21 protein-coding genes are annotated in these 25,888 nt (G+C 57.0%); 14 read left to right on the plus strand and 7 right to left on the minus strand.

Going from position 1 to position 25,888, the window contains the following annotated elements; all coding sequences use genetic code 11:
* The first annotated feature begins 101 nt into the window (after positions 1-101).
* Both ACN9MQ_RS05315 and ACN9MQ_RS05320 read left to right on the plus strand, forming a co-directional pair.
* On the plus strand, positions 102-1,205 hold the full coding sequence (locus ACN9MQ_RS05315; RefSeq protein ID WP_032681517.1) for an MBL fold metallo-hydrolase: 1,104 nt from the start codon (positions 102-104) through the stop codon (positions 1,203-1,205).
* A 32-nt stretch (positions 1,206-1,237) separates the two neighbouring features.
* The gene (locus tag ACN9MQ_RS05320) at positions 1,238-1,579 is read left to right on the plus strand and encodes a RamA family antibiotic efflux transcriptional regulator (RefSeq protein WP_020885132.1); all 342 of its coding nucleotides are present in this window, start codon (positions 1,238-1,240) and stop codon (positions 1,577-1,579) included.
* Between the two features lie 58 nt (positions 1,580-1,637).
* Here ACN9MQ_RS05320 and ACN9MQ_RS05325 read toward each other — a convergent pair whose 3' ends face one another.
* On the minus strand, positions 1,638-1,886 hold the full coding sequence (locus tag ACN9MQ_RS05325) for a DUF1158 domain-containing protein (RefSeq protein ID WP_025204775.1): 249 nt from the start codon (positions 1,884-1,886) through the stop codon (positions 1,638-1,640).
* A 488-nt stretch (positions 1,887-2,374) separates the two neighbouring features.
* On the opposite strand from ACN9MQ_RS05325, the gene ACN9MQ_RS05330 reads away from it, so the two are divergent.
* The 3 genes from ACN9MQ_RS05330 to ACN9MQ_RS05340 all read left to right on the plus strand — a co-directional run bounded on the left by ACN9MQ_RS05330 (position 2,375) and on the right by ACN9MQ_RS05340 (position 9,395).
* On the plus strand, positions 2,375-5,083 hold the full coding sequence (locus ACN9MQ_RS05330; RefSeq protein WP_047744073.1) for a cation-transporting P-type ATPase: 2,709 nt from the start codon (positions 2,375-2,377) through the stop codon (positions 5,081-5,083).
* Between the two features lie 106 nt (positions 5,084-5,189).
* Positions 5,190-6,251: an efflux RND transporter periplasmic adaptor subunit gene (locus ACN9MQ_RS05335; protein ID WP_104440481.1), complete on the plus strand. Its 1,062-nt coding sequence runs from the start codon at positions 5,190-5,192 to the stop codon at positions 6,249-6,251.
* A 9-nt stretch (positions 6,252-6,260) separates the two neighbouring features.
* Complete coding sequence (locus tag ACN9MQ_RS05340; protein ID WP_426021402.1) at positions 6,261-9,395, plus strand: efflux RND transporter permease subunit; 3,135 nt, start codon at positions 6,261-6,263, stop codon at positions 9,393-9,395.
* On the opposite strand, the gene ACN9MQ_RS05345 is transcribed toward ACN9MQ_RS05340, so the two are convergent.
* Positions 9,346-10,467, minus strand: a complete 1,122-nt coding sequence (locus ACN9MQ_RS05345; protein WP_025204771.1) for a YbdK family carboxylate-amine ligase — start codon at positions 10,465-10,467, stop codon at positions 9,346-9,348. The two genes, ACN9MQ_RS05340 and ACN9MQ_RS05345, sit on opposite strands and share 50 nt — an antisense overlap.
* A gap of 143 nt (positions 10,468-10,610) precedes the next feature.
* Between ACN9MQ_RS05345 and ACN9MQ_RS05350 the strand changes: the two genes are divergently transcribed.
* Positions 10,611-11,501, plus strand: coding sequence for an oxidoreductase (locus ACN9MQ_RS05350; RefSeq protein ID WP_426021401.1), 891 nt, complete (start codon positions 10,611-10,613; stop codon positions 11,499-11,501).
* Here the strand turns inward: ACN9MQ_RS05350 and ACN9MQ_RS05355 are convergent.
* Positions 11,498-12,292, minus strand: a complete 795-nt coding sequence (locus ACN9MQ_RS05355; RefSeq protein ID WP_014168979.1) for an AraC family transcriptional regulator — start codon at positions 12,290-12,292, stop codon at positions 11,498-11,500. The genes ACN9MQ_RS05350 and ACN9MQ_RS05355 overlap by 4 nt on opposite strands.
* Before the next feature lie 76 nt (positions 12,293-12,368).
* On the opposite strand from ACN9MQ_RS05355, the gene ACN9MQ_RS05360 reads away from it, so the two are divergent.
* The 5 genes from ACN9MQ_RS05360 (at position 12,369) to ACN9MQ_RS05380 (ending at position 16,526) form a co-directional block, all read left to right on the plus strand.
* Positions 12,369-14,366, plus strand: a complete 1,998-nt coding sequence (locus ACN9MQ_RS05360; RefSeq protein ID WP_426021400.1) for an FUSC family protein — start codon at positions 12,369-12,371, stop codon at positions 14,364-14,366.
* Positions 14,356-14,571: a DUF1656 domain-containing protein gene (locus ACN9MQ_RS05365; RefSeq protein ID WP_020885123.1), complete on the plus strand. Its 216-nt coding sequence runs from the start codon at positions 14,356-14,358 to the stop codon at positions 14,569-14,571. The genes ACN9MQ_RS05360 and ACN9MQ_RS05365 overlap by 11 nt, the downstream gene beginning before the upstream one ends.
* Complete coding sequence (locus ACN9MQ_RS05370) at positions 14,568-15,431, plus strand: biotin/lipoyl-binding protein (RefSeq protein ID WP_032677594.1); 864 nt, start codon at positions 14,568-14,570, stop codon at positions 15,429-15,431. The genes ACN9MQ_RS05365 and ACN9MQ_RS05370 overlap by 4 nt, the downstream gene beginning before the upstream one ends.
* A 205-nt stretch (positions 15,432-15,636) precedes the next feature.
* Positions 15,637-16,086 carry a peptidoglycan-binding protein LysM gene (gene lysM, locus ACN9MQ_RS05375; RefSeq protein WP_020885103.1) on the plus strand — a complete coding sequence of 150 codons (450 nt, stop codon included), beginning with the start codon at positions 15,637-15,639 and terminating at the stop codon, positions 16,084-16,086.
* Between the two features lie 44 nt (positions 16,087-16,130).
* Positions 16,131-16,526, plus strand: coding sequence for a YidB family protein (locus ACN9MQ_RS05380; RefSeq protein WP_020885102.1), 396 nt, complete (start codon positions 16,131-16,133; stop codon positions 16,524-16,526).
* A 70-nt stretch (positions 16,527-16,596) separates the two neighbouring features.
* On the opposite strand, the gene ACN9MQ_RS05385 is transcribed toward ACN9MQ_RS05380, so the two are convergent.
* Positions 16,597-17,517, minus strand: coding sequence for an AraC family transcriptional regulator (locus ACN9MQ_RS05385; RefSeq protein ID WP_160890631.1), 921 nt, complete (start codon positions 17,515-17,517; stop codon positions 16,597-16,599).
* Positions 17,518-17,620: 103 nt separating this feature from the next.
* Here ACN9MQ_RS05385 and ACN9MQ_RS05390 point away from each other — a divergent pair, with 103 nt between their 5' ends.
* Positions 17,621-18,454 carry an oxidoreductase gene (locus ACN9MQ_RS05390; RefSeq protein ID WP_426262680.1) on the plus strand — a complete coding sequence of 278 codons (834 nt, stop codon included), beginning with the start codon at positions 17,621-17,623 and terminating at the stop codon, positions 18,452-18,454.
* A 74-nt stretch (positions 18,455-18,528) separates the two neighbouring features.
* Here the strand turns inward: ACN9MQ_RS05390 and ACN9MQ_RS05395 are convergent, their stop codons facing one another.
* On the minus strand, positions 18,529-18,879 hold the full coding sequence (locus ACN9MQ_RS05395) for a helix-turn-helix domain-containing protein (protein ID WP_025204752.1): 351 nt from the start codon (positions 18,877-18,879) through the stop codon (positions 18,529-18,531).
* 332 nt (positions 18,880-19,211) lie between these two features.
* On the opposite strand from ACN9MQ_RS05395, the gene ACN9MQ_RS05400 reads away from it, so the two are divergent.
* A complete protein-coding gene (locus tag ACN9MQ_RS05400; protein ID WP_284962500.1) occupies positions 19,212-20,387 on the plus strand; it encodes an efflux RND transporter periplasmic adaptor subunit in 1,176 nt (391 codons plus the stop codon).
* A gap of 23 nt (positions 20,388-20,410) precedes the next feature.
* A complete protein-coding gene (gene oqxB / locus ACN9MQ_RS05405; RefSeq protein ID WP_020885098.1) occupies positions 20,411-23,563 on the plus strand; it encodes a multidrug efflux RND transporter permease subunit OqxB in 3,153 nt (1,050 codons plus the stop codon).
* Between the two features lie 69 nt (positions 23,564-23,632).
* On the opposite strand, the gene ACN9MQ_RS05410 is transcribed toward oqxB, so the two are convergent.
* Both ACN9MQ_RS05410 and ACN9MQ_RS05415 read right to left on the minus strand, forming a co-directional pair.
* A complete protein-coding gene (locus ACN9MQ_RS05410; RefSeq protein WP_020885097.1) occupies positions 23,633-24,109 on the minus strand; it encodes an RrF2 family transcriptional regulator in 477 nt (158 codons plus the stop codon).
* A 329-nt stretch (positions 24,110-24,438) separates the two neighbouring features.
* Positions 24,439-25,818, minus strand: coding sequence for a PLP-dependent aminotransferase family protein (locus tag ACN9MQ_RS05415; protein WP_244047734.1), 1,380 nt, complete (start codon positions 25,816-25,818; stop codon positions 24,439-24,441).
* Positions 25,819-25,888 lie beyond the last annotated feature (70 nt).

Consider the following 25,888-nt stretch of genomic DNA (forward strand, 5'->3'; position numbering starts at 1 on the left):
CTTGACGACTTTATCATCATATCTATAATGAGTGCTTACTCACTCATAATCAAGTTCAACCCGCGTAAACCATCGGATGGGGCGCGTTTTCGGGTCAGGATATGAAAAAGCCTCTATTCATCTGCGTGGTGTTCGTCATGATTATTGCTTCAGCTGCGAGTTTACCTTTTATCCTGAATCCTGGATTTGGCCAGCCACCGCAGGGTGCGCAGCTTACCGAAGTGGAGGCCTCCCCGCAGTATCGCGACGGGAAGTTCCACAATACGTTGCCGACACCGGGCTTCACCGGCGAGCAAAATATGCTGGTAGCGTGGTGGCAATTTCTGACCCGCAAAACCGAAAATGCCCGTCCCGCGCAGCCGCTGCCGCTGGTGAAAACCGATCTCGCCAGTCTGCCGCTGGAGCAGGACACGCTGGTCTGGCTCGGTCACTCGTCGTGGTATATGCAGCTGGCGGGTAAACGTATTCTGATTGACCCGGTACTCAGCAACTATGCCGCGCCGTTCTCGTTCCTCAATAAAGCTTTTGCGGGCGAGTATCCCTGGCATGCGCAGAACATGCCGGAGATCGACCTGCTGATCATCTCCCACGATCACTACGATCATCTGGATTACGCCACCATCAGGGCGTTACTGCCGAAGGTGAAACGTGTGGTTACTCCGTTGGGCGTTGGATCTCATCTGCGCTACTGGGGCATGAAGCCGGAAATTATCGACGAGCGCGACTGGAACCAGTCAGTGCGCATCAGTGATGACTTAACGGTGCACGTCCTGCCGGCACGTCACTTCTCCGGACGCGGGATTAAACGCGATCAAACCCTGTGGGGGAGCTTTATGTTCGTCACGCCGGCGCAGAAGGTTTATTACAGCGGAGACTCCGGTTACGGCCCGCACTTCAGGGCCATCGGTGAGCAGTTCGGCGAGGTGGATTTAGCCATCATGGAAAACGGCCAGTACGATCGGGACTGGAAGTACATTCACATGATGCCGGCGGAAACGGCACAGGCGTCGGCTGACCTTAACGCGAAAGCTGTCGTGCCCGGTCATAACGGACGCTTTGTGCTGGCGAAACACACCTGGAACGATCCGCTGATCCAGCTGGCGCAGGCCAGCAAAGATAAAAATTATCGGCTACTGACGCCGGAGCTGGGTGAACCTGTTCACGTGAGTGATACCACGCAAACCTTTCGTGAGTGGTGGGAATAATGTTTAAGCGAGAAGCAGAGGGGGAGAGCTGTATGACCATTTCCGCTCAAGTCATCGACACCATCGTCGAGTGGATCGACGACAACCTGCACCAGCCATTACGTATCGAAGAGATCGCCCGCCACGCGGGTTACTCGAAATGGCATCTGCAGCGTTTGTTTATGCAGTATAAGGGCGAAAGTCTCGGGCGTTACATTCGCGAACGCAAGCTGCTGCTGGCAGCGCGTGACCTGCGTGAATCGGACGAGCGTGTCTACGATATCTGTTTGCGCTACGGCTTTGATTCGCAGCAGACGTTTACGCGTATCTTTACCCGTACCTTCAACCAGCCGCCTGGCGCGTACCGCAAAGAGAACCACAGCCGGACACACTGAACGTGTCGTTATGCAGAAATCCGACCGGGTAAGGCGCAGCCGCACCCGGTTTTTTTACTTACGATGCCAGTGAAAACCAGCGACGCCAGACGAAACGCAGGATGAAGAATTCGAGGGCGCCAAGCAGTAAAAACCACACGCAGAACAAAATGGTGTACAGCTGGTTAAGATCGACCATGTGGAAGATCGTCATCAGCTTTTTCGCCAGCACCAGCCCAAGCGACGGCGCAGGTAACAGCAGGCAGGAGAGCAGGGCCATCAACAAAATGCCCCCCGCTGTGAGCAGCGATTCTAACGGGTGTTTCATCTTAATGTTAATCGTCAGTTAAAAATGTCATTGTCCGGCATCGCGGAACGTAAAGCAATATAAACCCGGCAGACGTTTTTTGTTAAATCAAATGCACTTTTCTGCGAATAAATAACAGAAAGAGAATAATCTCTCAGAAGCGATTAAATTATTATCGCGTTATGTAAATAAATGTCCTTGTCATGCAAATAATTTTACAAACATATAAGTGCTATATCCAATTAACGTGGCAATAACAATGGCTGCGACAATGTATAACGCCAGGCGGCGTGCGCGATAAATACCAAACATGGTTCCTCCTCGTTTAGCGTTGGTTTAGAAATATTTTGTAAAAATCATCGTATTCGAATAATATTTATTAGTTTTGAATATCCCGGCAGTAATTATATTGCGGTAGATCAATTTTACCCGCAAGCCTTAAAAATGAATTTATTAAAGCCAGAAAGGAATTCAGGCTTCCGTCCACCGTATATTGAAGGAAAAATACGATGACCAAAAAAAATCTCTCTCAGAACATGCCACCTGCTGGTGGGCAGGCGTATCAGCAGACCGTTGAGCAAGTGCTTGCTAACAAGCAGAGCCAGGCAAGCGGCCTCGACCGTGCTGAAGCGCAGGCACGTCTGCATCAGTATGGCCCTAACGCGTTGCCGGAGAAAAAAGGCAAACCCGCCTGGCTACGTTTTCTCGCCCATTTTAATGATGTACTGATTTACGTTCTGCTTGCCGCGGCGGTATTAACCGCGGTTATGGGCCACTGGGTCGATACGCTGGTTATCCTCGGTGTGGCGGTAATCAACGCGTTAATTGGCCATATTCAGGAAAGCAATGCGGAAAAATCCCTGAAGAGTATTCGCAATATGCTCTCCAGCGAAGCGCGCGTCATTCGCAATGGCAATCATGAAACGCTACCGACAACTGAAATAGTCCCGGGCGATATTATTGTATTACGCGCGGGGGATCGTATTCCGGCGGATATGCGTTTAATCGAAGCGCATAATTTACGCGTGGAAGAGGCTATTCTGACCGGCGAATCTACCGTGGTGGATAAACACATTAATCCGCTGACCGGTGAATTACCGCTGGGCGACCGCACTAACCTGGTCTTTTCCGGTACGACCGTGAGTGCAGGGGGCGGCATTGGCGTGGTCATTGCCACCGGGCAAGAGACTGAACTTGGCCACATTAACCAGATGATGGCGGGTATTGAAAAGCATCGTACGCCGCTGCTGGTGCAGATGGACAAGCTGGGGAAAGCGATCTTCGCCATTATTCTGGCGATGATGGCGGCACTGTTTGTCTTCAGCCTGGTGTTCCGCGAAATCCCCATGGGCGAGCTGCTGCTCTCTCTGATTAGCCTGGCGGTCGCCTCCGTGCCGGAAGGTCTGCCAGCCATTATTTCTATCATCCTTTCTCTTGGCGTGCAGGCGATGGCACGCAAGCGGGCGATTATCCGCAAGCTGCCAACGGTTGAAACCCTGGGGGCGATGACCGTGGTCTGCTCGGATAAAACCGGCACCCTGACCATGAACGAGATGACGGTGAAAGCCATCATTACTGCCGACAGTTGCTACCGCGTGGACGGTAACAGCTACGAGCCGGTGGGGAACATTTACCTGGAAGGCAGCGACGAGCCGATGCAGATCCAGCCGGGCACCGTGCTGGAGCAGTACCTGCGCACTGTCGATCTCTGTAATGACAGCCAACTGATTCAGGACGAACGCGGTCTGTGGGGCATCACCGGTGGGCCGACCGAAGGGGCGCTGAAGGTGCTGGCGGCGAAGGCGCATCTTGAGCCGGTGATGACCACCCTGATTAACAAGATCCCGTTCGATTCGCAGTACAAGTACATGAGCACCCACTATCAGATTGGTCACGAGGAGCACATCCTGATTACCGGCGCGCCGGACGTGATTTTCGCGCTGTGTAAACAGCAGCAGGCCCGTAACGGCGCTGAAGCGTTCGACCGCGCTTACTGGGAAACCGAGATGGAGCGCTATGCACGTCAGGGGCTGCGTATGGTTGCCGCGGCGTTCAAACCGGCGAACGGTGAGCAGGCGCTGACGCATGACGATCTGAATCACGGGCTGATCTTCCTCGGTATTGCCGCAATGATGGATCCACCGCGTCCTGAAGCGATTGATGCGATTCATGCCTGCCAGCAGGCCGGGATCCGCGTGAAGATGATCACCGGGGATCACCCGCAGACGGCAATGAGCATCGGCCAGATGCTCGGGATCACCAACAGCGAGCAGGCGGTGACGGGCTACCAGCTGGAGAAAATGGACGACGCTGAGCTTGCAGACGCCGCGGTGAAATATGACATTTTCGCCCGTACCAGCCCGGAGCATAAGCTGCGCCTGGTGAAAGCCCTGCAGGACAAGGGTGAGATCGTGGGCATGACCGGCGACGGTGTGAATGACGCTCCGGCGTTGCGCCAGGCGGACGTGGGCATCGCAATGGGCATTAAAGGCACCGAAGTGACCAAAGAAGCGGCGGATATGGTCCTGACCGACGATAACTTCGCCACCATCGCCAGCGCGGTAAAAGAGGGGCGTCGCGTTTACGACAACCTGAAGAAAACCATTCTGTTCATTATGCCGACCAACCTGGCGCAGGGGTTGCTGATTGTTATTGCGCTGCTGGCAGGGAACATTATCCCGCTGACGCCGGTACTGATTTTGTGGATGAACATGGCAACCTCCGCCACGCTCTCCTTTGGCCTGGCCTTTGAAGCCGCTGAGCGCAACATCATGAAGCGTCCGCCGCGTCAGACCGGACAGCACGTGATGGATGCGTACGCCGTATGGCGCGTGGCCTTCGTCGGGACCATGATTGCCATCGCCGCCTTTGCACTGGAAGCCTGGCTGGCACCGCGCGGCCACAGCGCGGAGTTCATCCGTACCGTGCTGCTGCAGATGCTGGTCTGCGCCCAGTGGGTATACATGATTAACTGCCGCAACACTGAAGGGTTCTCCCTGAACCGTGGCCTGCTGGCGAACAAAGGGATTTGGCTGGTCACAGGCGTGTTGTTCCTGCTCCAGGCGGCAATCATCTACCTGCCGTTTATGCAGATGCTTTTCGGCACGGAAGCGCTGCCTCTGCGCTACTGGTTCGTCACGCTGGCGGTAGCCGCGGTGATGTTCTTCGTTGTTGAAATCGAGAAGCGACTGACCCGCAGGTTCCGTAAGGCTGCATAACCTTTTGCCCTCACCTTAACCCTCTCCCGCCGGGAGAGGGGATGCTGACTTCCCTTTCATTGGGCAGAGGGCCGGGGTGAGGGAAACACATCAGAGGTACATCCCCATGAAATTCCCGCTCCTGTTTGTCCTCCTCGCCCTCTTTCAACCCGCGTTTGCTGCTGCCATTCCGGTTCGCGTGGCGGTTGTGGAGCAAACGACCCACGCAGCTGAACGGCACGTGCCTGGCCGCATTGAAGCCATTCATTCCGTCGAGATAAAAGCGCGCACGGAAGGCGTGATTACCCAGGTTCATTTTCGCGACGGACAATACGTGAAAAAAGGTGACGTGCTGTTTGAGCTGGACGATGCCGAGCCACGCGCCGCCGTGCGTCTGGCACAGGCTGAGGTAAAGAGCGCGGAAGCCACGCTGCGTCAGGCGCAGCAGCAGCTTTCACGCTTTGAAAGCCTGGGCAACAGCAATGCCATCAGCCGTCACGACGTGGATAACGCGCGCATGCAGCGCGATGTCGCCAGCGCTGCGCTGGAGCAGGCGAAAGCTCGCCTCGAAACCCGTAACGTGACGCTGGCGTACACGCGCATCACATCGCCGATTGATGGCCGCGTGGGGCACAGCCAGTTCCATGCCGGCAGCCTGGTGAACCCGTCAAGCGGCGTGCTGGTGGATGTCGTGCAGCTTGATCCGATCCGTATCGCCTTTGCGCTGGAAGAGGGGGCGTTTGCCACCAAAGCCGGACAACATGCGGATATCAGCGCCCTGAAGCGCGCCTGGCAGGCGCGGATTGACAGCAATGGTCAGCGCCTGAGCGGTGAACTGACCTCCGTGGACAATCGTATCGACCCGCGTACCGCCAGCGTGATGCTGCGCGCCGAATTCGCCAACCCGCGCCATCAGCTGCTGCCGGGCGGCAATGTGAATGTCTACCTGCGTCCGGCAAGCGCGCAGCCGGTGCTGACAGTGCCCGCTGCTGCGGTACAGCAAAACGGCGAGGGATTCTTTGCCTGGGTGGTTAACGCAGAAGGCAAAGCCGAAAAACGCCCGCTGAAGATTGCCGGACAGATTGGCCAGCAGTTTGAGATTTCATCCGGCTTACATCCCGGTGAGCGAGCGATCACCGACGGTGCCCAGCGCGTACAGCCTGGCGCAGCCGTCCAGATACTGAATTAAGGAGCCATCATGCTGACGTTTTTCATCAAACGCCCGCGCTTCGCGATGGTGATTGCGCTGGTGATAACCCTGCTGGGTGCCATCGCGCTGAAGATTATCCCGGTGGAGCAGTACCCGCAGATCACCCCACCGGTGGTGAATGTCTCCGCCAGCTGGCCCGGTGCCAGTTCGGCTGACGTGGCGGAAGCCATTGCCACGCCTCTGGAGACTCAGCTTAACGGCGTGGATCACATGCTCTATATGGAATCCACCAGTTCGGATGAAGGTGCCTACAGCCTGAACATCACATTTGCGGCAGGGACCGATCCGGATCTGGCCGCCATCGACGTGCAAAACCGCGTGGCGCAGGCTGTGGCGCAATTGCCCACCGAGGCGCAGCAAAACGGCGTGCAGGTGCGTAAACGCGCTACCAATCTGATGATGGGGGTAAGCCTTTACTCACCGGACAATACCCACACGCCGCTTTTCGTCAGTAACTACGCCAGCACGCAGGTGCGTGAAGCGCTGGCGCGTTTGCCGGGCGTCGGGCAGGTGCAGATGTTTGGCGCACGCGACTACAGCATGCGTATCTGGCTGCGTCCGGATCGCATGAACGCCCTGAACGTGACCACCGATGACGTGGCTCAGGCGTTACGCGAGCAGAACGTCCAGGGGGCGGCAGGCCAGGTCGGAACGCCGCCGGTATTTAACGGCCAGCAGCAAACCCTGACGATTAACGGCCTGGGGCGTTTAAATCAGGCTGAGGACTTTGCAGACATCATTATCCGTGCAGGGGAGATGGGCCAGCTGGTGCGCCTGAAAGATGTCGCCACGATTGAACTGGGGTCGCGCAGCTACAGCTCCGGCGCCCAGCTGAACGGGCATGACTCGGCCTATCTTGGCATCTACCCTACGCCGTCCGCCAACGCCCTGCGCGTAGCCGATGCGGTTCGCGCGGAGCTAGAGCGACTTTCGGCACGCTTCCCGGACGATCTGACCTATGAAGTAAAATTCGATACCACCACCTTTGTCGCCGCGACCATCAAGGAGATTGGCGTCTCGCTGGCGCTGACCCTGCTCGCCGTCGTGGTGGTGGTTTCCTTATTTCTGCAGAGCTGGCGTGCGACGCTGATTGTGGCGCTCGCCATTCCAGTGTCGCTGGTCGGCACCTTTGCGGTGCTCTATACCCTCGGTTATTCGGCCAACACGCTCAGCCTGTTCGCCATTATTCTGGCGCTTACCATGGTGGTGGATGACGCCATTGTGGTGGTGGAGAGCGTTGAAACGCTGATGGCGGAAGGGCAAAGCCGCACGGCGGCTACCGCACAGGCGCTGCGCCAGATTGCCGGGCCGGTGATTGCCACCACCCTGGTGCTGCTGGCGGTGTTTGTGCCGGTGGCGCTGCTGCCGGGGATCGTGGGGGAGTTGTATCGCCAGTTCGCGGTCACGCTCTCCACCGCCGTCACGCTCTCAAGCCTGGTGGCGCTGACCCTGACGCCAGCGCTCTGTGCGTTGTTGCTGCGCCCGCGCCCGAAGAAGCCAGCCGCGGTTTACCGCGTTTTCAACCGCGGACTGGAAACCACGCGCACCGTTTATACCCGCATCGTTAACTGCATTAACCTCCGTCCGTGGCTGGTGCTGCTGGCAACGGCTGGCGCGGCGGGCGTGGTGGTGTTCAGCTTTATGTCGATGCCAAAGGGCTTCCTGCCGCAGGAAGATCAGGGCTACTTCTTCGCCAGCGTGCAGCTGCCGGAAGCGGCGTCGCTGGAGCGTACAGAAGCGGTGATGACCACCGCGCGGGAGCTTATCGCCAGACACCCTGCGGTCGAGGATGTGATTCAGGTCTCCGGTTTTAACATTCTCAACGGTACCAGCGCGTCTAACGGCGGGTTTATCTCCATCATGCTGAAGACATGGGGGGAGCGTCCGCCGCTTGATGAGGTGATGGGAACGCTGCAGCGTCAGCTGCTGGCGCTGCCGGAAGCGACCATCATGACCTTCGCCCCGCCGACGTTGCCGGGGTTGGGCAACGCCTCCGGCTTCGACCTGCGTATTCAGGCCCAGGCGGGGCAAAGCCCGGCGGAGCTGGAACGCGTTACCCGCAACGTTCTGATAAAAGCTAACCAGCATCCGCAGCTTAACCGGGTGTTTACCACCTGGAGCAGCAACGTGCCGCAGCTGACGCTGACCGTTGATCGCGAGCGCGCTGCCCGCCTCGACGTGCCGGTCTCGCGCATCTTCAGCAGCCTGCAAACCGCCTTTGGCGGCACGCGGGCCGGGGATTTTAGCGTTAACAACCGCGTCTACCACGTGGTGGTACAGAACGAAATGCAGTGGCGCGAGCGTGCCGGGCAAATCAGCGAATTGTTCGTGCGTAGCAATAACGGTGAGCGGGTGCGTCTGAGTAATCTTGTCACGATTACCCCGACCGTTGGCGCACCGTTCCTGCAGCAGTATAACCAGTTCCCGTCGGTGTCAGTGAGCGGGTCGGCAGCAGACGGCGTGAGCAGCAGCACGGCGATGGCCGTGATGAGCGAGCTTCTGGCGGAAAACCTGCCTGCCGGGTACGACTATGCCTGGAGCGGGATGTCTTATCAGGAGCAGCAGACCGGAAATCAGGCCATCTGGATTGTCCTGGCCGCGGTGGTTATGGCGTGGCTGTTCCTTGTCGCGCAGTATGAGAGCTGGACGCTGCCCGCGAGCGTGATGCTCTCAGTCCTGTTCGCCATCGGTGGCGCGCTGGTGTGGCTGTGGATCGCGGGATACGCCAACGATGTGTATGTGCAGATTGGGCTGGTACTGTTAATCGCGCTGGCGGCCAAGAACGCGATCCTGATCGTCGAGTTTGCCCGCGCACGGCGTCATGAGGGGATGGCGATTGTCGATGCGGCCCGTGAGGGCGCCTCACGCCGCTTCCGGGCGGTGATGATGACGGCGGTGTCATTTATTATCGGTGTGCTGCCGATGATGCTGGCGTCCGGGGCAGGGGCGCAGAGCCGCCGCATCATTGGCACCACGGTGTTCAGCGGGATGCTGGTGGCCACCGTGGTCGGCATTCTGTTTATCCCGGCGCTGTTTGTGCTGTTCCAGCGCCTGCGTGAGTGGGGACATCGCCTTACGGACTCGTCGCCCACAGCTCGCAATGTTTCTGAACCAGAGAAATAAGCGAACCGCCGTCTGCGATAAAATCGCGCATGCGCTGCGCCTCGCTCTTGCCCTGTTTTAACATCAGGGCTATTTCCTTAATCGCGCTCGTCGCGCCGAGCTTCTCGGCCGACGGCGCAACCTGCTCCAGCAGCCACGCAATATCTTCCGCCACGGTTTTGTGCTCACCAGTCTGCACGTCTGTCAGAATGCCCTCTAACCCATAACGACACGCCTGAAAACGGTTAAAGCGGTACAGCAGAAAATCCTTTTCCTGATGCTTATAGGGCCGCGTGGTCAGCAGCCAGTGAGACGTCGCCTGAATCAACCCGGCGATGTTGATCGCGTGGCCGAGCGTCAGCGGTGTATCCATCACCCGCACTTCGACCGTGCCAAAATGCGGGCTGGGGCGAATATCCCAGTGCAAATCTTTAATGCTGTCGATCATGCTGGTGGCGCTCAGACGACGAAACAGCCCTTCGAACTCCTGCCAGTTGTTCACCCACGGCATCTGTCCATTATCCGGAAATCCCGAGAAGATATTGAGCCGCGACGAGGCGAACTTCGTGTCCGTACCCTGCATATAGGGTGAGGACGCCGCCAGAGCAATAAAGTGGGGGACAAAGCGCGACAAACCATGCAGCAGATAAATAGCGTCGTCGCCGGTCCGACACCCGACATGCACGTGCTGGCCGAATACCGTCGCCTGCAAAATCAGATAGCCAAACCGTTCGAGCGTGACGTTATAGCGCTCGTCATCGCACACCTCCTGACGCTGCCACTTCTGGAAAGGGTGCGTCCCACCGCCGCAGATCTGAATATGCTGCTCCGCAGCGGCGCGCAGAATACTTTGCTGCATCACCGAGATTTGTGCGGCGGCCTGATCAATGTTCTGACACACGCCGGTGGCGATTTCGAGCATGCTCTCGGTGATATCGTGCTTCACTTCCCCACCTTTGATGTCGTCTTTGACGGCAGCGATAAGGGCGGAGGAGTCCTGGCTCAGATCGTACCCCGGCGGGTTAACCACCTGCAGTTCAAGTTCAATACCAAGGGTATAAGGTTCAGAGGAATGGAAATCGGGTAATGGCATGGTGCACTCCGTTGTCGTAGATGAAATGAGTATAGACAACGGGTATGGCTCCCACTTCAGGCGGTGGTATAAAGGGACGTGTGGCGGCTATGCTGAACGCCACGGCACACTGATTAGGGCTTTAGCGACCAGGGGAGTTAACAATGTCTGACTATCCAACCATTGCGCTGATTGGACCCGGTGCAATCGGAACCACTATCGCTGCGGTGCTGCATGAGGCTGGCCGCACGCCGCAACTGTGCGGACGTACCGCACATCCGCAATTACGTTTGCGGCACGATGAGGGTGAAATCGTGGTACCCGGTCCGGTATTTACCGATCCGACGGTCATCGATCGTCCGTACGATCTGGTTTTTATCGCAGTGAAAACGACCCAGAACGCCGACAGCGCGGGATGGCTGAACGCGCTGTGCGATGAAAACACGGTGGTCTGCGCGCTGCAAAACGGCGTCGAGCAAAAGGCCCAGCTGGCACCGTGGGTCAATGGCGCGACGGTACTGCCGTCGGTGGTCTGGTTCCCGGCGCAGCGTGAGCCGGATGCGTCCGTCTGGCTGCGCGCCAGTCCGCGGTTGACGCTGCCGGATGTGCCGCAGGCAAAACGGGTAGCTGATGCGCTGAACGGCACGCGCTGCGCGGTAGACTTGTCGGCAGATTTTCTTACCGTCGCATGGCGCAAGCTGCTGCAAAATGCGGTTGCAGGCCTGATGGTGCTTGCGAATCGTCGTGCCGGGATGTTCTCCCGTGAGGATATCAGCGAGCTGGCGCTGGCGTATCTGCGCGAAGGGCTTGCCGTGGCCCGGGCAGAAGGCGCGGTGCTGCACTATGACGTTGCGCAGGAGATCCTGGCGAACTTCCAGCGCGCACCTGCCGATTTGGGCACGTCTATCCTCGCCGATCGTCAGGCCAACCGTCCCATGGAGTGGGATATCCGCAACGGCGTGATCCAGCGCTATGGTCGTGCTCACGGTATTCCCGTTCCGATTAGCGATGTGCTGGTTCCCCTGCTTGCTGCAGGCAGCGAAGGGCCGGGTTAACGGCCGCTGACTTTTCGTTCGGCAAAATAGTGCGCGGGCGTGGTGCCCATGGCTTTCCTGAACATGGTGATAAACGCATTCACGGATTCATACCCAAGCGTTGTCGCCACGTTCTGGACCGGGACACCGCTTGCCAGCTCCTGCAGGGCAATAATCAACTGCAGCTGCTGACGCCAGCGGCCAAAGCTCAGCCCGGTCTCGCGCGCCATCAAACGCGCAAAGGAGCGCTCGCTCAGCGCCAGCCGTTTCGCCCACGCTTTCAGGGTGCTTCTGTCGTCAGGATGGCTGACCAGCGCGTCGGCCATGGCGCGTATTTTGGGATGGGCTGAAACGGGCAGGCTCAGCTTCTGCTGCGGCATGCTGGCGAGCTCATCAAGCGTCACTCTGGTCAGCCGTGCGGCATGGCTCTCTGACGGATAATCAACGCGTTCATGCGTCAAACGGTCAACCAGCGCTTTGATTAACGGGGAAATGGCCAGCGTGCAGCATTTCTCCGGCAGCGCGGCGGCACCGGGCTCAATAAACAGATAGTTGAGATGAGCATTCCAGGTCGCTTTGGCGCTGTGTGCGATCCCGCCAGGGATCCAGACGGCACAGTCTGGCGGCACGATCCAGATATCATTTTCCGCATGACAAATCACCGCGCCATACAAAGCAATAATCAGCTGCCCCTTACGGTGGGTGTGCACCGGCACTTCCGCGGCGTACTCCACGAAATCCAGATGTCGGGCTACGGCCGGGCATGCGGTGGCGTCAGGGTCGAAGAGCGTATTGGCAAGTTGAGGTTTCACGTTTCTGGCAACATTTAGGTATTTTTTGACAGAATAGAGTATTTAAGCGGGTTCGCAAGCCAGTAATAATTCTGGCATGAACACATTAAACGCTTTTCATTCTTATTTGTGGCGCGGCATGCGTGAGCGGTTATCTCTCGTGCTGCGTAACGATGCCAGTGCGTTGCTCTATTCCGCGAGAAGTTTTGCAGCGGCGATGCTCGCTTACTCCATTGCGCTGTCGATAGGCCTAGAACGTCCATCGTGGGCCATTATTACCGTCTATATCGTGTCGCAGACGTCGGTGGGGGCCTCGCTGAGCAGAAGTCTCTATCGTCTGGCCGGCACCGTTGTGGGGGCCTGCGCCACCGTTGCGATCGTGCCTGTCTTCGTCAATATGCCGATCCTCTGCAGTGTGATGCTGTCGGGCTGGATCACGTTCTGCCTCTATTTATCTCTGCTGGAGCGCACCCCGCGGGCGTATGCCTTTGTGCTGGCCGGGTACACTGCGAGCCTGATTGGTTTTCCTGCGGTATCCGACCCCGGCGGGATTTTTAATATCGCCATTATCCGTGTGCAGGAGATTGTCATTGGGATCTTCTGCGCGGCGCTGATACATCGCTACGTGTTACCCGCGCGTATCTCCGGCCTGTTCAACAGTAAGTTATCGCAAACCCTGCACGCCGCGCGTGAGCGGGTGGCTGACACCCTCGCAGGCAAACCCGCCGCGGTTTCAGACCCGCTGCATCTGGCGCTGGCGCTGCAGTTTCTGCAGGGTATAAGCCACCATATTCCGTATGATTTTGCCCTGTCTGCTCCGGTGCGGCAGGGCAGAAAGGCTATCCATGACCGACTGGCGCGGCTGGTCATCGTCAACTGTGAATTACGCGATCGCTTACCGGCGACGGTGCCTGCCGGGTTGCAGGTATTGCTCGACGACGTTCAGGCCTGGCTGGGGGATAAAAATGCTGCACGCCCCAGCACGGCAGATGCGTTAATAGCACGCAGTGAACAGCTCGCAGAGCGCTACGCTGCACAGGCCCGGACGATGGACGACGCGCTACAGGCCAGTTTTGTCCGTTATCTGACGCAGGCCATTGCGCTGTTGCAGCAGTGCGAACGTCTTTCTGATGCCATCCACCATGCGAAGCCCGCCCAGGGACTGACGGTGGGCAGGGCAGTTAAAGGGTATGTTTTTCACCGCGATCCTCTTACTGCCGCCCGCACCGCGCTGGGCGCGTTCGCCATTATCCTGAGCGGCTGCCTGGTCTGGATCTTCTCCGCCTGGCCCGATGGCAGCACGGCGGTCTCTATCCTTGGGGTCTGCTGCACGCTGTTTGGCAGTTTCGACACCCCGGCTCCGCACATAGTGAAATACATTATTGGCTCGTTCTGGGGCGTATTGATTAGCCTGCTGTACAGCTTTGCGCTGCTTCCGCAGGTGAGCGATTTCCCCGTGCTGGTGGCCGTGCTGGCGCCGGTATATCTGCTGGCCGGGTCACTTCAGGCACGTCCTCCCACCACGTTTATGGCGATGGGGATCACCCTGACGCTGCCGGTGTTGTGCGAGCTGGGTGCCCACTACAGCGGAGATTTTGCCACGGCGGCCAATTCCGCCATTGCGCTGTTTGCCGCAACCGGCTTTGCTGTTATCAGCATGAGCCTGCTGCAAACCGTGCAGGCCGACGCGGCCATCGCACGTCTGCACACGCTGTGCCAGCGCGATATTCGTCGCAGCGTGAAGGGCACGCTTCTGCTGGATGAGACGCACTGGACCAATCTGATGATTGACCGCGCTGCCCTGTTACTGCCGCGCCTGCAGCGCAGCGGACGTGCCTCAGAGCAGGTGCTTAACCCGCTGCTGCGCGCGCTGCGCATCGGCCTTTCGGTGATGCATTTACGCCGCTGCGGTATGCCCGCGAGCAGGGAGATCAGCGCGCGCCTGTATCACCTGAACGACACCGACGCCTTGCGTGAACACATCGCCGACCACATCCGCCTCTGTTTGCCTGCCACAGATGCACAAACGCGCCAGTTTGTCGGCCATCTGGTGGATTTACATTGCGCATTACGGAGGGCAGACGATGGTCAATGATCTGAATATCGGGGGCGTTTTTATCCCGGGACTGCTTGTCACCGCGCTCGCGGCGCTGGCGTGCACGCTGGCACTCATCGCGCTTTTATCCCTCAGCAGGCTCTACCGTCGTTTGCCTTTTCGCCCGCTGCTGGACGTTTCAACTTATCTGGTCACCTTTTTCCTGCTGATGCAGGGCCTGACCGCGCTGGGGTTATTTAGATGAAATCATTACTTTCTCTGGTCGGTCGCTATGCGCTGACGTTATGTGCCGTCGCGGCGGCCACGCTTCTGGCTTTTATGATGTGGAAACATTATGCGCAAACGCCCTGGACCCGCGACGGCCGGGTACGGGCGGATGTGGTACAGATTGCGCCGGACGTATCCGGGCCGGTAATCCGCGTGGCCGTCCGGGATAACCATTGGGTTAACCGGGGCGATGTGCTCTACGCTATCGACCCGCACTGGCTCACGCTGGCGGTGGCCAGCGCGCAGGCGGAGGTGGAATCCAGACGGCATGAGATGGTGATGCGACAGGATGCCGCCAGACGACGCGCACAGATTAAAGCCGCGATTTCCAGCGAGGATTTACAGCAAACGGGCAGCGCCGCGAACGTCGCGGTGGCGAATTATCACGGTGCGCTGGCCGCGCTGGAGCTGGCCGAGCTTAATTTGTCCCATGCCACCGTACGGGCTCCCGTCTCGGGTTATATCACCCATCTGCGGCTTCGCCCGGGGGACTATGCCACCGCGGGGGAGACTAAGGTCGCCATCGTCGATGCGCACAGTTTCTGGGTGGTGGGGTATTTCGAGGAGACCAAACTTCGACATATTCGCGTTGGGGACACGGCGCATATCGTGTTGATGGGCTATGACCCGGTGATTGCCGGGCATGTTGAGAGCATCGGCCATGGGATCGGTGATAACAACGATGAGACGGGCGGGCTTGGGCTTCCCGACGTCGAGCCGACGTTTAGCTGGGTGCGGCTGGCGCAGCGCGTCCCGGTGCGCATACATATTGATGCATTGCCGAAGGGGATTGAGCTGGTAGCCGGGTTGTCGGCGAGCGTGGAGGTGGTGCGTTGAGGGCGACGGGAGCCCCTGTTTATATTGCGGCATAACGGCGATACCAGGGCAAATATCCTGCACCCTGACGCTTATTGGATATACTTCATGTGGCAGGTTGTGCTGTTTCCGGATTTTTCAGCCAGAGCGGAGACACCGCATCGTACATCCTGCAACGGGATCCAATGAAAATGTTCACCATGAAACAGTTATGGAGGTGTGGAAGATGGGATTATTAAGTTTTGTGAAAGAAGCGGGCGAGAAAATCTGGGATGCTGTATCCGGCGGTAGCAAGGAAGATCAGGCTGACAAGCTGAAAAAACATATTGATAGTCTTAACCTGCCTGGTGCCGAAAAGGTCAACATTAATGTCGCGGACGACGGTACGGCGACGGTGACCGGCGACGTGGGCTCCCAGGAAGATAAAGAAAAAATTCTGGTGGCGGTAGGTAACGTCACCGGGATTGGTCAGGTCAATGATAGCGTGACCGTCACCCAAAGCGGGGTGGAAAGCCGCTATTACACGGTGAAATCCGGCGATACCCTGAGCGCCATCTCAAAAGCGATGTATGGCTCTGCCAATGAGTATCAGCGTATTTTTGAAGCCAATAAACCGATGCTGACGCATCCCGACAAAATCTACCCGGGTCAGGTACTGATTATCCCGGCTAAGTAAGCCGTCAATCAGGACGTGTTAGCGATGTTTGTAGGGAGTCTGTGATGGGATTATTAGATCAAATCGGCAGCCTGGCCGGCGGGCAGGGCGGTAAGACGGAGCAACTCCAGGCGATCATGACCTGGATTGAGCAGCAGGGCGGCATTCAGGGGATCCTCGAAAAATTCCGCAATGGCGGCCTGGGCGGCGTTGTCGAGTCGTGGCTTAGCCAGCAGAGTAATCAGTCGGTGAACAGCGAACAGATCACATCGGTGTTTGGATCGCCTGCGCTGCAGGATCTCGGCGCAAAACTGGGCGTGGATTCTCAAACCGCGTCGACGCTGATTGCTGAATACCTGCCTAAAATCGTCGACGGCCTTTCACCGCAGGGCGAAGCCCCGGCCCAGGGCGACCTGATGTCTGCGGGACTTAACCTGCTCAAAGGTAAGTTCCTGAGTTAGTGCAATCCGCAGCGTCATGACGCCGTGTACATACCAGGCCTGTATTCAGGCCTGGTATGTAGTATCAGGCTTAATGGGAAGAGACAAATATCGACGCCTGCTGCACAGGCGGAACGGCGAAATTACGCTGCATGCGTTTTATTTCCTCTGCGGGTGGCAAACCAAACAGCCGTTTGAATTCACGATTAAACTGCGACGGACTTTCATAACCGACGGCGTAGCTCGCGGCGGCGGCGGTAATATGCTGACGCACCATCAACATCCTTGCCTGGTGCAGGCGCACCGATTTCACATACTGCATCGGCGGCATACGGGTTATCGCTTTGAAATGGGTGTGAAACGTCGGCACACTCATTCCGGCCTCCATCGCCAGTTGATTAAGCGTTAACGGCTCAGCGTAGGCGGCATGGATGTGCTGCAGTACTTTGCCAATTTTGCCGAACTGCCCCTGTAAGGCCAGCGCGGCGCGCATGGCCTTGCCCTGGGCGCCCGTCAGGACGCGGAAATAGAGCTCTCGCACCCGCGCCGGGCCGAGGATCGCCGCCTCAAGCGGATTGTTCAGTACTTCAAGCAGGCGCAGCACGGCCGTTTTTACCGCGTCGTCCATCGGGCTCGACATCATGCTTTGTGGCGCAGCGGGAGGATGTGGGGCGTGATGCTGCTCAATCTGCAACATCAGTTCAGCGGCAAGCTGAAAATCCAGATGCAGATATATCGCCAGCAAGGGGTGTTCTGCCGACGCGTCGGTTTCCATCACAAACGGCACCGGAACCGACACGGCCAGATAGTGCTGTTCATCATACAGATAGGTCTTCTGACCGAAAAAGCCGCGTTTGCTGCCCTGGCAGACAATCACAATCCCCGGATCGTAAAGCACGGGCGTTCGCGCAAGCGGGCGGTCGGCACGCAAAATTCGCACATCAGGCAACGCCGTCAGGTTGTACCCCTCCTGCACCGCCAGTGCTTTTACTAAGGCAATCATCCCGGACATCACTGCACCTCATAAAATCAGGCAATAAAAAGAGAAGATACGGCCTAAAAATACGGCAGAGCAGAGAATACCATGCAACCTTCACTGTTCATGGGAGTTATTTATGGCATCTGCAAAAACAATCTTAATCACCGGCGTCAGCAGCGGCTTTGGTCGTGCCCTGGCGGAGGAAGCCCTCGCCGCAGGCCATCGGGTCGTGGGGACCGTGCGCACCCCCGAAGCAAAGCAGGCATTCGAGGCACTCGATACGCAGCGGGCATTCGGCTGCCTGCTGGATGTCACGGACTATGCGCACATTGATGAAGTGGTTACGCAGAGTGTGTCTGCCGTCGGCCCGATTGATGTCCTTGTGAACAATGCCGGTTACGGTCACGAAGGCATACTGGAAGAGTCCTCGCTCGCAGACATGCGCCGCCAGTTTGAGGTGAATGTGTTTGGCGCCGTCGTGATGATCAAAGCCGTGCTGCCGGGCATGCGCCAGCGTCGTCACGGCCATATTCTTAATATCACCTCGATGGGCGGTTTCATCACTCTGCCCGGCATCAGCTATTACTGCGGCAGTAAATTTGCACTCGAAGGCATATCAGATACGCTGAGCAAAGAGCTTGCTCCGTTCAATATACATGTCACTGCGGTGGCACCGGGCTCGTTTCGCACCGACTGGGCAGGACGCTCGATGGTACGCAGCGCGCGCAGCATCCCGGACTATGACGCGTTATTCGATCCTGTCCGCCAGGCTCGTCAGGAAAAAAGTGGTCAGCAACTCGGCGATCCCGTAAAAGCGGCGCGCGCCATGCTGGCTATCATTGAGAGCCAGAACCCGCCGACGCATTTATTGCTTGGCAGTGATGCTTTGAGTTTAGTGCGGGAAAAGCTCGCGCGTTTAGGTGAGGAAATCGATCGCTGGGAAGCGTTAACACGTTCAACGGACGGCTGAGCGGTGAACACGGGAGACATGATTACAGGCCGGTTTGCCACCGGCCAGTACCGGTCGCGGCGAAAGCCGCGACACTATGTTGATTGCTGGCGTTCAGTGCAGACGGTACTGCGACGCCATGCCCCGGGGGCCTGGCCATACTGACGCTTAAAGCTGCGGTTGAAGGACTGCTGGGAGTCAAAGCCCAGCGCGATCGCCACGTTCAGGATCGGTTCATCGCTGTGGGTTAAGCGCTCGACCGATTTTTGCAGCTTTTGTGCACGAATATACTCGGCCAGCGGATACCCGGTATGTTCCTTGAAGATCCGCTGGAGATGCCATTTCGAGTAGCCGGCGCGCCTGGAAACGGTGTTAATGTCCAGGCGGCTTTCAAGGTTGTTGTCGATCCAGTCGAGTAGATCATGAATAAATGCGTCAGTGTTCATGGTTTCCCCCACGCCGCGTTTTAAAAAGCATTTTTGTCTGTTGCATTTAAAGATGACTCGCTCTGACATTAAATGCAAGTTTTATTGTTGCATTTAAATCCTTGCCGAAAACGCGCCTTTTGCCCCTGAGCCAAATAGCACATAAAGTGTATTAATTATTCTTGCACTAAATCTGACGCCTTCCTACAATCGCCGCGATAGTGTATTCGCAACTGTTACAGTTTTGTGGCGATGAACGACACAAATAGTCTCAAGCCAGTCCGGACAAAGGAAGTGGCGCCGCGTCTCCCGCAGCGTCTTGCCCGGCGGCTACCATTACCGGAATAAAAATAATGAGCCTGCAAAAACCCTGGGTTAACGTTCATCTGACGGCGCTGGGAGCGATGTTCCTCTCCATGCTGCTTGTCGGATGCGATGACGGCGTGGCACAAAATGCCGTCCCACAAGCGCCCGCTGTGAGCGCCGCTGACGTGGTAGTGAAATCCATCAGTCAGTGGGATAGCTTTAACGGCCGGATTGAAGCGGTGGAAAGCGTTCAGCTGCGCCCCCGTGTCTCCGGCTACATTGATAAAGTGAATTACACCGACGGCCAGGAAGTGAAAAAGGGCGAGGTGCTGTTCACTATCGATGACAGAACCTATCGCGCTGCGCTGGAACAGGCGCAGGCCACCTTAACGAGAGCCAAAACGCAGGCCAGCCTGGCGCGCAGTGAGGCTAACCGTACCGATAAACTCGTTAATACCAACGTCGTCTCCCGTGAAGAGTGGGAGCAGCGCCGTTCGGCCGCCGCCCAGGCGCAGGCCGACATTCGCGCCGCGCAGGCTGCTGTTGACGCGGCACAACTTAACCTGGATTTCACCAAAGTGACCGCGCCTATTGATGGCCGCGCCAGCCGCGCGCTGATCACCAGCGGTAATCTGGTCACCGCGGGTGACAGTGCCAGCGTCCTCACCACGCTGGTCTCCCTGAAAACGGTTTACGTCTACTTTGACGTGGATGAAGCAACCTACCTTCACTATCAAAATCTCGCCCGCAGCGGGCAGGGCGCGTCCAGTAATCACCTGGCACTCCCGGTTGAGATTGGTCTGGTGGGGGAGGAGGGTTATCCCCATCAGGGCAAGGTGGATTTTCTTGATAATCAGTTAACGCCGAGCACCGGCACCATCCGTATGCGCGCGCTGCTGGATAATGCGCAGCGTCAGTTCACGCCAGGACTGTTTGCCCGCGTACGCCTGCCGGGCAGCGCTGAATTCAAAGCCACGCTTGTCGACGATAAAGCGGTGCTGACCGATCAGGATCGCAAATACGTTTATATCGTTGATAAAGAAGGTAAAGCGCAGCGCCGCGATATCACGCCTGGGCGTCTGGCCGCCGGTTTACGTATCGTGCAGCAGGGGCTGAACCCTGGCGATAAAGTCATCGTCGACGGTTTACAAAAAGTGTTTATGCCGGGTATGCCGGTTAACGTGAAAACCGTTCCGATGACCGCCAGCGCCGCGCTTAACTGATCCCTTACCCGAGAATCCGACATATGGACTTTTCCCGCTTTTTTATCGACAGGCCGATCTTCGCCGCAGTACTGTCGATTCTGATTTTCATCACAGGATTAATCGCTATCCCGCTGTTGCCGGTGAGCGAATATCCTGACGTCGTACCGCCAAGCGTGCAGGTGCGCGCGGAGTATCCGGGTGCCAACCCGAAAGTGATTGCAGAAACCGTGGCGACGCCGCTGGAAGAAGCCATCAACGGCGTTGAAAACATGATGTACATGAAATCCGTTGCAGGCTCTGACGGCGTACTGGTAACCACCGTGACGTTCCGCCCGGGTACCGACCCGGATCAGGCGCAGGTACAGGTGCAAAACCGCGTGTCACAGGCCGAGGCGCGTCTGCCGGAAGATGTACGACGTCTGGGTATTACCACCCAGAAACAATCACCGACGCTGACGCTGGTGGTGCATCTGTTTTCGCCGGGCGGCAAGTACGATTCACTGTATATGCGTAACTACGCCACGCTTAAAGTGAAGGACGAACTGGCGCGTCTGCCGGGCGTGGGCCAGATTCAAATTTTTGGCTCTGGCGAATACGCGATGCGCATCTGGCTGGATCCCGACAAGGTGGCAGCCCGCGGGTTGACGGCCTCGGATGTCGTGACGGCGATGCAGGAGCAAAACGTTCAGGTTTCCGCCGGACAGCTTGGCGCCGAGCCGCTGCCGAAAGAGAGCGATTTCCTGATCTCCATTAACGCCCAGGGGCGTCTGCACACGGAAGAAGAGTTTGGCAATATTATTCTGAAAACGGCGCAAGACGGCTCGCTGGTACGCCTGCGCGACGTGGCGCGTATTGAAATGGGCTCTGGCAGCTATGCGCTGCGTTCCCAGCTCAACAACAAAGACGCGGTCGGGATTGGTATCTTCCAGTCCCCGGGTGCGAACGCCATCGATTTGTCTAACGCCGTGCGCGCGAAAATGAACGAACTGGCCACGCGTTTCCCGGAAGATATGAAATGGGCAGCACCGTACGACCCGACGGTTTTCGTTCGCGATTCCATTCGCGCGGTTGTACAGACCTTGCTGGAAGCGGTGGTGCTGGTAGTACTGGTGGTGATCCTGTTCCTGCAGACCTGGCGCGCGTCGATTATTCCGCTGATCGCGGTGCCGGTATCGGTTGTGGGGACGTTCAGCATTCTCTACCTGCTTGGCTTCTCACTGAATACCCTGAGTTTGTTCGGGCTGGTGCTGGCTATCGGTATCGTCGTGGATGACGCCATCGTGGTGGTGGAAAACGTCGAGCGAAATATCGAAGAGGGGCTTTCTCCGCTTCAGGCGGCGCATCAGGCGATGCGTGAAGTTTCGGGGCCGATTATCGCGATTGCGCTGGTGCTGTGCGCGGTGTTTGTACCGATGGCGTTCCTCTCCGGGGTAACCGGCCAGTTCTACAAACAGTTTGCGGTGACTATCGCGATTTCGACGGTGATTTCCGCCATCAACTCGCTGACGCTCTCGCCTGCACTGGCAGCGCTGCTGTTAAAACCGCACGGCGCCCCGAAAGACTTCCCGACCCGGCTTATCGATCGTCTGTTCGGCTGGCTGTTCCGTCCGTTTAACCGCTTTTTCCACCGTAGCTCTAATGGTTATCAGGGGCTGGTGGGGAAAACGCTCGGACGCCGTGGCGCGGTGTTTGTTGTTTATGTGCTGCTGCTGTGCGCGGCTGGCGTCATGTTTAAAGCGGTCCCCGGCGGGTTTATACCTACCCAGGATAAGCTGTATTTAATTGGCGGCGTGAAAATGCCGGAAGGTTCTTCACTGGCCCGCACTGATGCGGTGATCCGCAAAATGAGCGAAATCGGGATGAATACCGAAGGCGTGGATTATGCGGTCGCTTTTCCTGGGCTTAACGCGCTGCAGTTCACCAACACGCCGAATACCGGGACGGTCTTCTTTGGTCTGAAACCGTTCGATCAGCGTAAACACACGGCGGCGGAAATTAACGCTGAGATCAATGCCAAAATCGCTCAAATTCAGCAGGGCTTTGGTTTCTCCATTTTGCCACCGCCGATTTTAGGGCTGGGGCAGGGGTCGGGCTATTCGCTGTACATCCAGGATCGCGGCGGTCTGGGCTATGGTGCGCTGCAAAACGCGGTGAACACCATGTCCGGTGCGATTATGCAGACGCCGGGGATGCATTTCCCGATCTCAACCTACCAGGCTAACGTTCCGCAGCTGGATGTGCAGGTTGATCGAGATAAGGCGAAAGCGCAGGGCGTGTCGCTGACCGATCTGTTCGGTACGCTGCAAACCTATCTGGGATCGTCTTATGTGAACGATTTTAACCAGTTCGGGCGTACCTGGCGCGTGATGGCGCAGGCCGACGGGCCGTTCCGCGACAGCGTGGAAGACATTGCGAATTTGCGCACCCGTAATAATCAGGGCGAAATGGTGCCGATCGGCAGTATGGTGAATATCAGCACCACCTACGGGCCGGATCCGGTGATCCGTTATAACGGTTATCCGGCGGCGGATCTGATTGGCGATGCCGATCCGCGCATTCTCTCTTCGGCACAGGCGATGACGCAACTGGACGGAATGTCTAAGCAGATCCTGCCGAACGGGATGAATATTGAATGGACGGATCTGAGCTTCCAGCAGGCCACTCAGGGCAACACGGCGCTGATCGTCTTCCCGGTTGCGGTGCTGTTGGCTTTCCTGGTGCTGGCCGCACTGTATGAAAGCTGGACCCTGCCGCTGGCGGTTATCCTGATCGTTCCGATGACGATGCTGTCCGCGCTGTTTGGCGTCTGGCTGACCGGGGGCGATAACAACGTCTTCGTGCAGGTGGGGCTGGTGGTACTCATGGGGCTGGCATGTAAAAACGCGATTCTTATCGTTGAGTTTGCGCGCGAGCTGGAGCTTCAGGGGAAAGGGATTATGGAAGCAGCGCTGGAAGCGTGCCGCCTGCGTTTACGCCCGATTGTGATGACCTCCATCGCCTTTATTGCCGGGACGATTCCGCTGATCCTCGGCCACGGCGCAGGCGCAGAAGTGCGCGGTGTCACCGGGATCACGGTGTTCTCCGGGATGCTGGGCGTGACGCTGTTTGGTCTGTTCCTGACGCCGGTGTTTTACGTGACGCTGCGTAAATTCGTTACGCGCGGCAAGCCGGTCAACGACGTTTTACCTGCCTAGGTTTTTACAGGGCACAAAAAAACCGCCTTCTCGTGAAGGCGGTTTTTTTTCGTATCAGTAAGGGCATGGCTACGCTTTTTTATGCAGGCCTTCAATTTCAGGCACCGGATCGCACCCGCTGGTATCGGCTTTTTTGACTTTTTCCAGCGCGCTGGCCACGGTATGTTGAGCCAGAACCTCTAGCGAAGCCTGCTCCGCTTCATCGGCGATAGATTTAAAGTACCAGCACGCGTTGGCGCTGACGACGCAGCGAGCCGGTACGTCAGGACGCGACGCCCACAGCTTTTTATCTTCTATGACAGAAACATAGATATCACGCAGGGTGATCTTATCCGCCGGACGACCAAGATGAATAGAACCGTTACGGCCAAGGGTTGAGACGATAATGCCGTCACGCGTAAGCGGAACCATTAACTTGCGGATAAAGCTCGGATTTGCTTCCAGTCCGTAGGCCAGAATCGCACTCGTCGAACGTTCACCCGATTGCTCCGCCATCGCTACGCTGAGAACCATCTGCAAAGCTGTCGGGAAGCGGTAATCTAACATTTCTTTGTCCTGGGTTGCGGTGAATCTTGTTCTTTTTGGCACCGCAGAGGTGAATAATCAATAAGTAACAATATAACAAATACGGCAATTTTTTTGAAGCAGACAACGCCTGACCTGGCCCGTAAAAAAGCGTTTACGCTTCGCGTCGAATGGCAGCATAAGACCTATCCATACGCTTTACCGATTGTATAAGCATCGTCTATTTCATCATGGCGACTGATAAAAATATTATGAAAAAATGCTGATCGAATCGCCGCTGATTTTTTGAGCACATAAAGGGAATGACATTACCCTCGTCAGAAGAAAAGGAGTCATACCTATCCTGTCATTCATACATTAAAAAGCGGGAACGGGTCTGGTTTCTGTTTGAGTTGCCCGGCAATCTCGTTGAGTTTCAAGAGTGCTTGCTTTAACTGGCTGAACTCCGTTCCGCCAATACACAACCTGACGCCGTACTGATCCGACTGTTGACCCACTTCAGTTGAGGCCGGTGCTGTCACTTTGATGCCTGTCGCCAGCGCTGCATTGTAGAACGAGTGCGCGTCATCGCGTGAAAACGGTAACCAGAGATGAAAGCTGGGCAGCCCCGAGCGATAAACGTGCTCCCCTAAAATGTCGATAGCGAGTTGGTAACGACGCCGGGTTTCGTATTCAATTGCGAGGGTGACGGTTTCTGCTGTGCCATCAATCAGCCATTGCTCCATGATGGAGCTGCTTAGCGGAGAGACCATCATCGCCGTTGCCCTTAGCATGGATTCTGCTCGTGAATACAGCGCCTCCGGTACCAGCAGCCCGCCAATTCGCAATGCTGGATTAAGGATCTTAGATAAGCTATTCACATATAAGGTGATATCGGGGGCTATTTTGGCAATCTGTGGCAATTCTGTCGTGCTCATCAGCCGATAAACATCATCCTCAATAATCTTTATGCCCCTTTCCCGACAAACCCGAACCAGTTCCTGACGGCGGGCCAGGCTCATAATGCGTGTGGACGGACTTTGTAAGAGCGGCGTGACATAGACAGCACCGCCTTTTTCCGCATTTTCATCGAGGATCTTTTCCAGAACAGAGACATCCATGCCTTCGTCATCCATCGGGATCCCCACTAATGTGAGCTTCAGTAAATGCGACAGCTGAATCAGCCCTGAATAGGTTTGAGCCTCAACGTACAGTCGGCCAAAAGGTTCACAGACCGTAGACAACGCTACAGAGAGCGCATGCTGAGCACCGTTCGTTAAGATGAGACGCTGGTAATCTGCCGGGACACCCAGACGACTGAACCACTGCGCAAGAAGCCGCCGGTGTTCATCATGGCCCGTTGCCGGGGCGTAAGTGTTAAACATATCCATGTCAGGACGCCGGGCGAGGGTGGTGAGTGTCTTACTCAGTGACCGGGAGGTCAGTGCTGCCGGCGGGGTGTTTTGCGACAGGTCGATGAAGGTTCGGCTTCTGGAATTGGCCAGCGCGACAAACATTCCGCTGCCCTTAACGCTTCGCACCAGACCCCGTCTCTCCAGGATCCCATAGGCTTTCGTTACAGTACCCACCGCGATACCGAGCGTATCTGCCAGTTCACGATGTGCCGGAAGGCGCGCGCCGAGCCTCAGCAGGCCTGAAAGAATATCGTCTGACAACGCCTGGACCAGCCGATCGGTAGGGGATGAATTGCCTTCTGCAAGATGGGGTTGCCACGGAGAACGTTCGCGCATGAGATTACCATAAGTGTAATGTGACACTATTTATATTTACTGATAGTGTCACATCTTTTATTCTGGCGCC

Origin of the sequence: Enterobacter sp. R-25 (genome assembly GCF_049913205.1) — a bacterium.
GTDB lineage: Bacteria > Pseudomonadota > Gammaproteobacteria > Enterobacterales > Enterobacteriaceae > Enterobacter > Enterobacter ludwigii.

Excerpts from the sequence above, each read along its gene's own strand:
- ACN9MQ_RS05315 (WP_032681517.1), top strand. The coding sequence starts at position 102 with ATGAAAAAGCCTCTATTCATCTGCGTGGTGTTCGTCATGATTATTGCT.
- oqxB (WP_020885098.1), top strand. The coding sequence starts at position 20,411 with ATGGACTTTTCCCGCTTTTTTATCGACAGGCCGATCTTCGCCGCAGTA.
- ACN9MQ_RS05350 (WP_426021401.1), top strand. The coding sequence starts at position 10,611 with ATGTCTGACTATCCAACCATTGCGCTGATTGGACCCGGTGCAATCGGA.
- ACN9MQ_RS05380 (WP_020885102.1), top strand. The coding sequence starts at position 16,131 with ATGGGATTATTAGATCAAATCGGCAGCCTGGCCGGCGGGCAGGGCGGT.
- ACN9MQ_RS05395 (WP_025204752.1), bottom strand. The coding sequence starts at position 18,879 with ATGAACACTGACGCATTTATTCATGATCTACTCGACTGGATCGACAAC.
- ACN9MQ_RS05390 (WP_426262680.1), top strand. The coding sequence starts at position 17,621 with ATGGCATCTGCAAAAACAATCTTAATCACCGGCGTCAGCAGCGGCTTT.
- lysM (WP_020885103.1), top strand. The coding sequence starts at position 15,637 with ATGGGATTATTAAGTTTTGTGAAAGAAGCGGGCGAGAAAATCTGGGAT.
- ACN9MQ_RS05410 (WP_020885097.1), bottom strand. The coding sequence starts at position 24,109 with ATGTTAGATTACCGCTTCCCGACAGCTTTGCAGATGGTTCTCAGCGTA.
- ACN9MQ_RS05385 (WP_160890631.1), bottom strand. The coding sequence starts at position 17,517 with ATGTCCGGGATGATTGCCTTAGTAAAAGCACTGGCGGTGCAGGAGGGG.
- ACN9MQ_RS05360 (WP_426021400.1), top strand. The coding sequence starts at position 12,369 with ATGAACACATTAAACGCTTTTCATTCTTATTTGTGGCGCGGCATGCGT.
- ACN9MQ_RS05330 (WP_047744073.1), top strand. The coding sequence starts at position 2,375 with ATGACCAAAAAAAATCTCTCTCAGAACATGCCACCTGCTGGTGGGCAG.
- ACN9MQ_RS05365 (WP_020885123.1), top strand. The coding sequence starts at position 14,356 with ATGGTCAATGATCTGAATATCGGGGGCGTTTTTATCCCGGGACTGCTT.
- ACN9MQ_RS05320 (WP_020885132.1), top strand. The coding sequence starts at position 1,238 with ATGACCATTTCCGCTCAAGTCATCGACACCATCGTCGAGTGGATCGAC.
- ACN9MQ_RS05335 (WP_104440481.1), top strand. The coding sequence starts at position 5,190 with ATGAAATTCCCGCTCCTGTTTGTCCTCCTCGCCCTCTTTCAACCCGCG.
- ACN9MQ_RS05345 (WP_025204771.1), bottom strand. The coding sequence starts at position 10,467 with ATGCCATTACCCGATTTCCATTCCTCTGAACCTTATACCCTTGGTATT.
- ACN9MQ_RS05400 (WP_284962500.1), top strand. The coding sequence starts at position 19,212 with ATGAGCCTGCAAAAACCCTGGGTTAACGTTCATCTGACGGCGCTGGGA.
- ACN9MQ_RS05370 (WP_032677594.1), top strand. The coding sequence starts at position 14,568 with ATGAAATCATTACTTTCTCTGGTCGGTCGCTATGCGCTGACGTTATGT.
- ACN9MQ_RS05340 (WP_426021402.1), top strand. The coding sequence starts at position 6,261 with ATGCTGACGTTTTTCATCAAACGCCCGCGCTTCGCGATGGTGATTGCG.
- ACN9MQ_RS05415 (WP_244047734.1), bottom strand. The coding sequence starts at position 25,818 with ATGCGCGAACGTTCTCCGTGGCAACCCCATCTTGCAGAAGGCAATTCA.
- ACN9MQ_RS05325 (WP_025204775.1), bottom strand. The coding sequence starts at position 1,886 with ATGAAACACCCGTTAGAATCGCTGCTCACAGCGGGGGGCATTTTGTTG.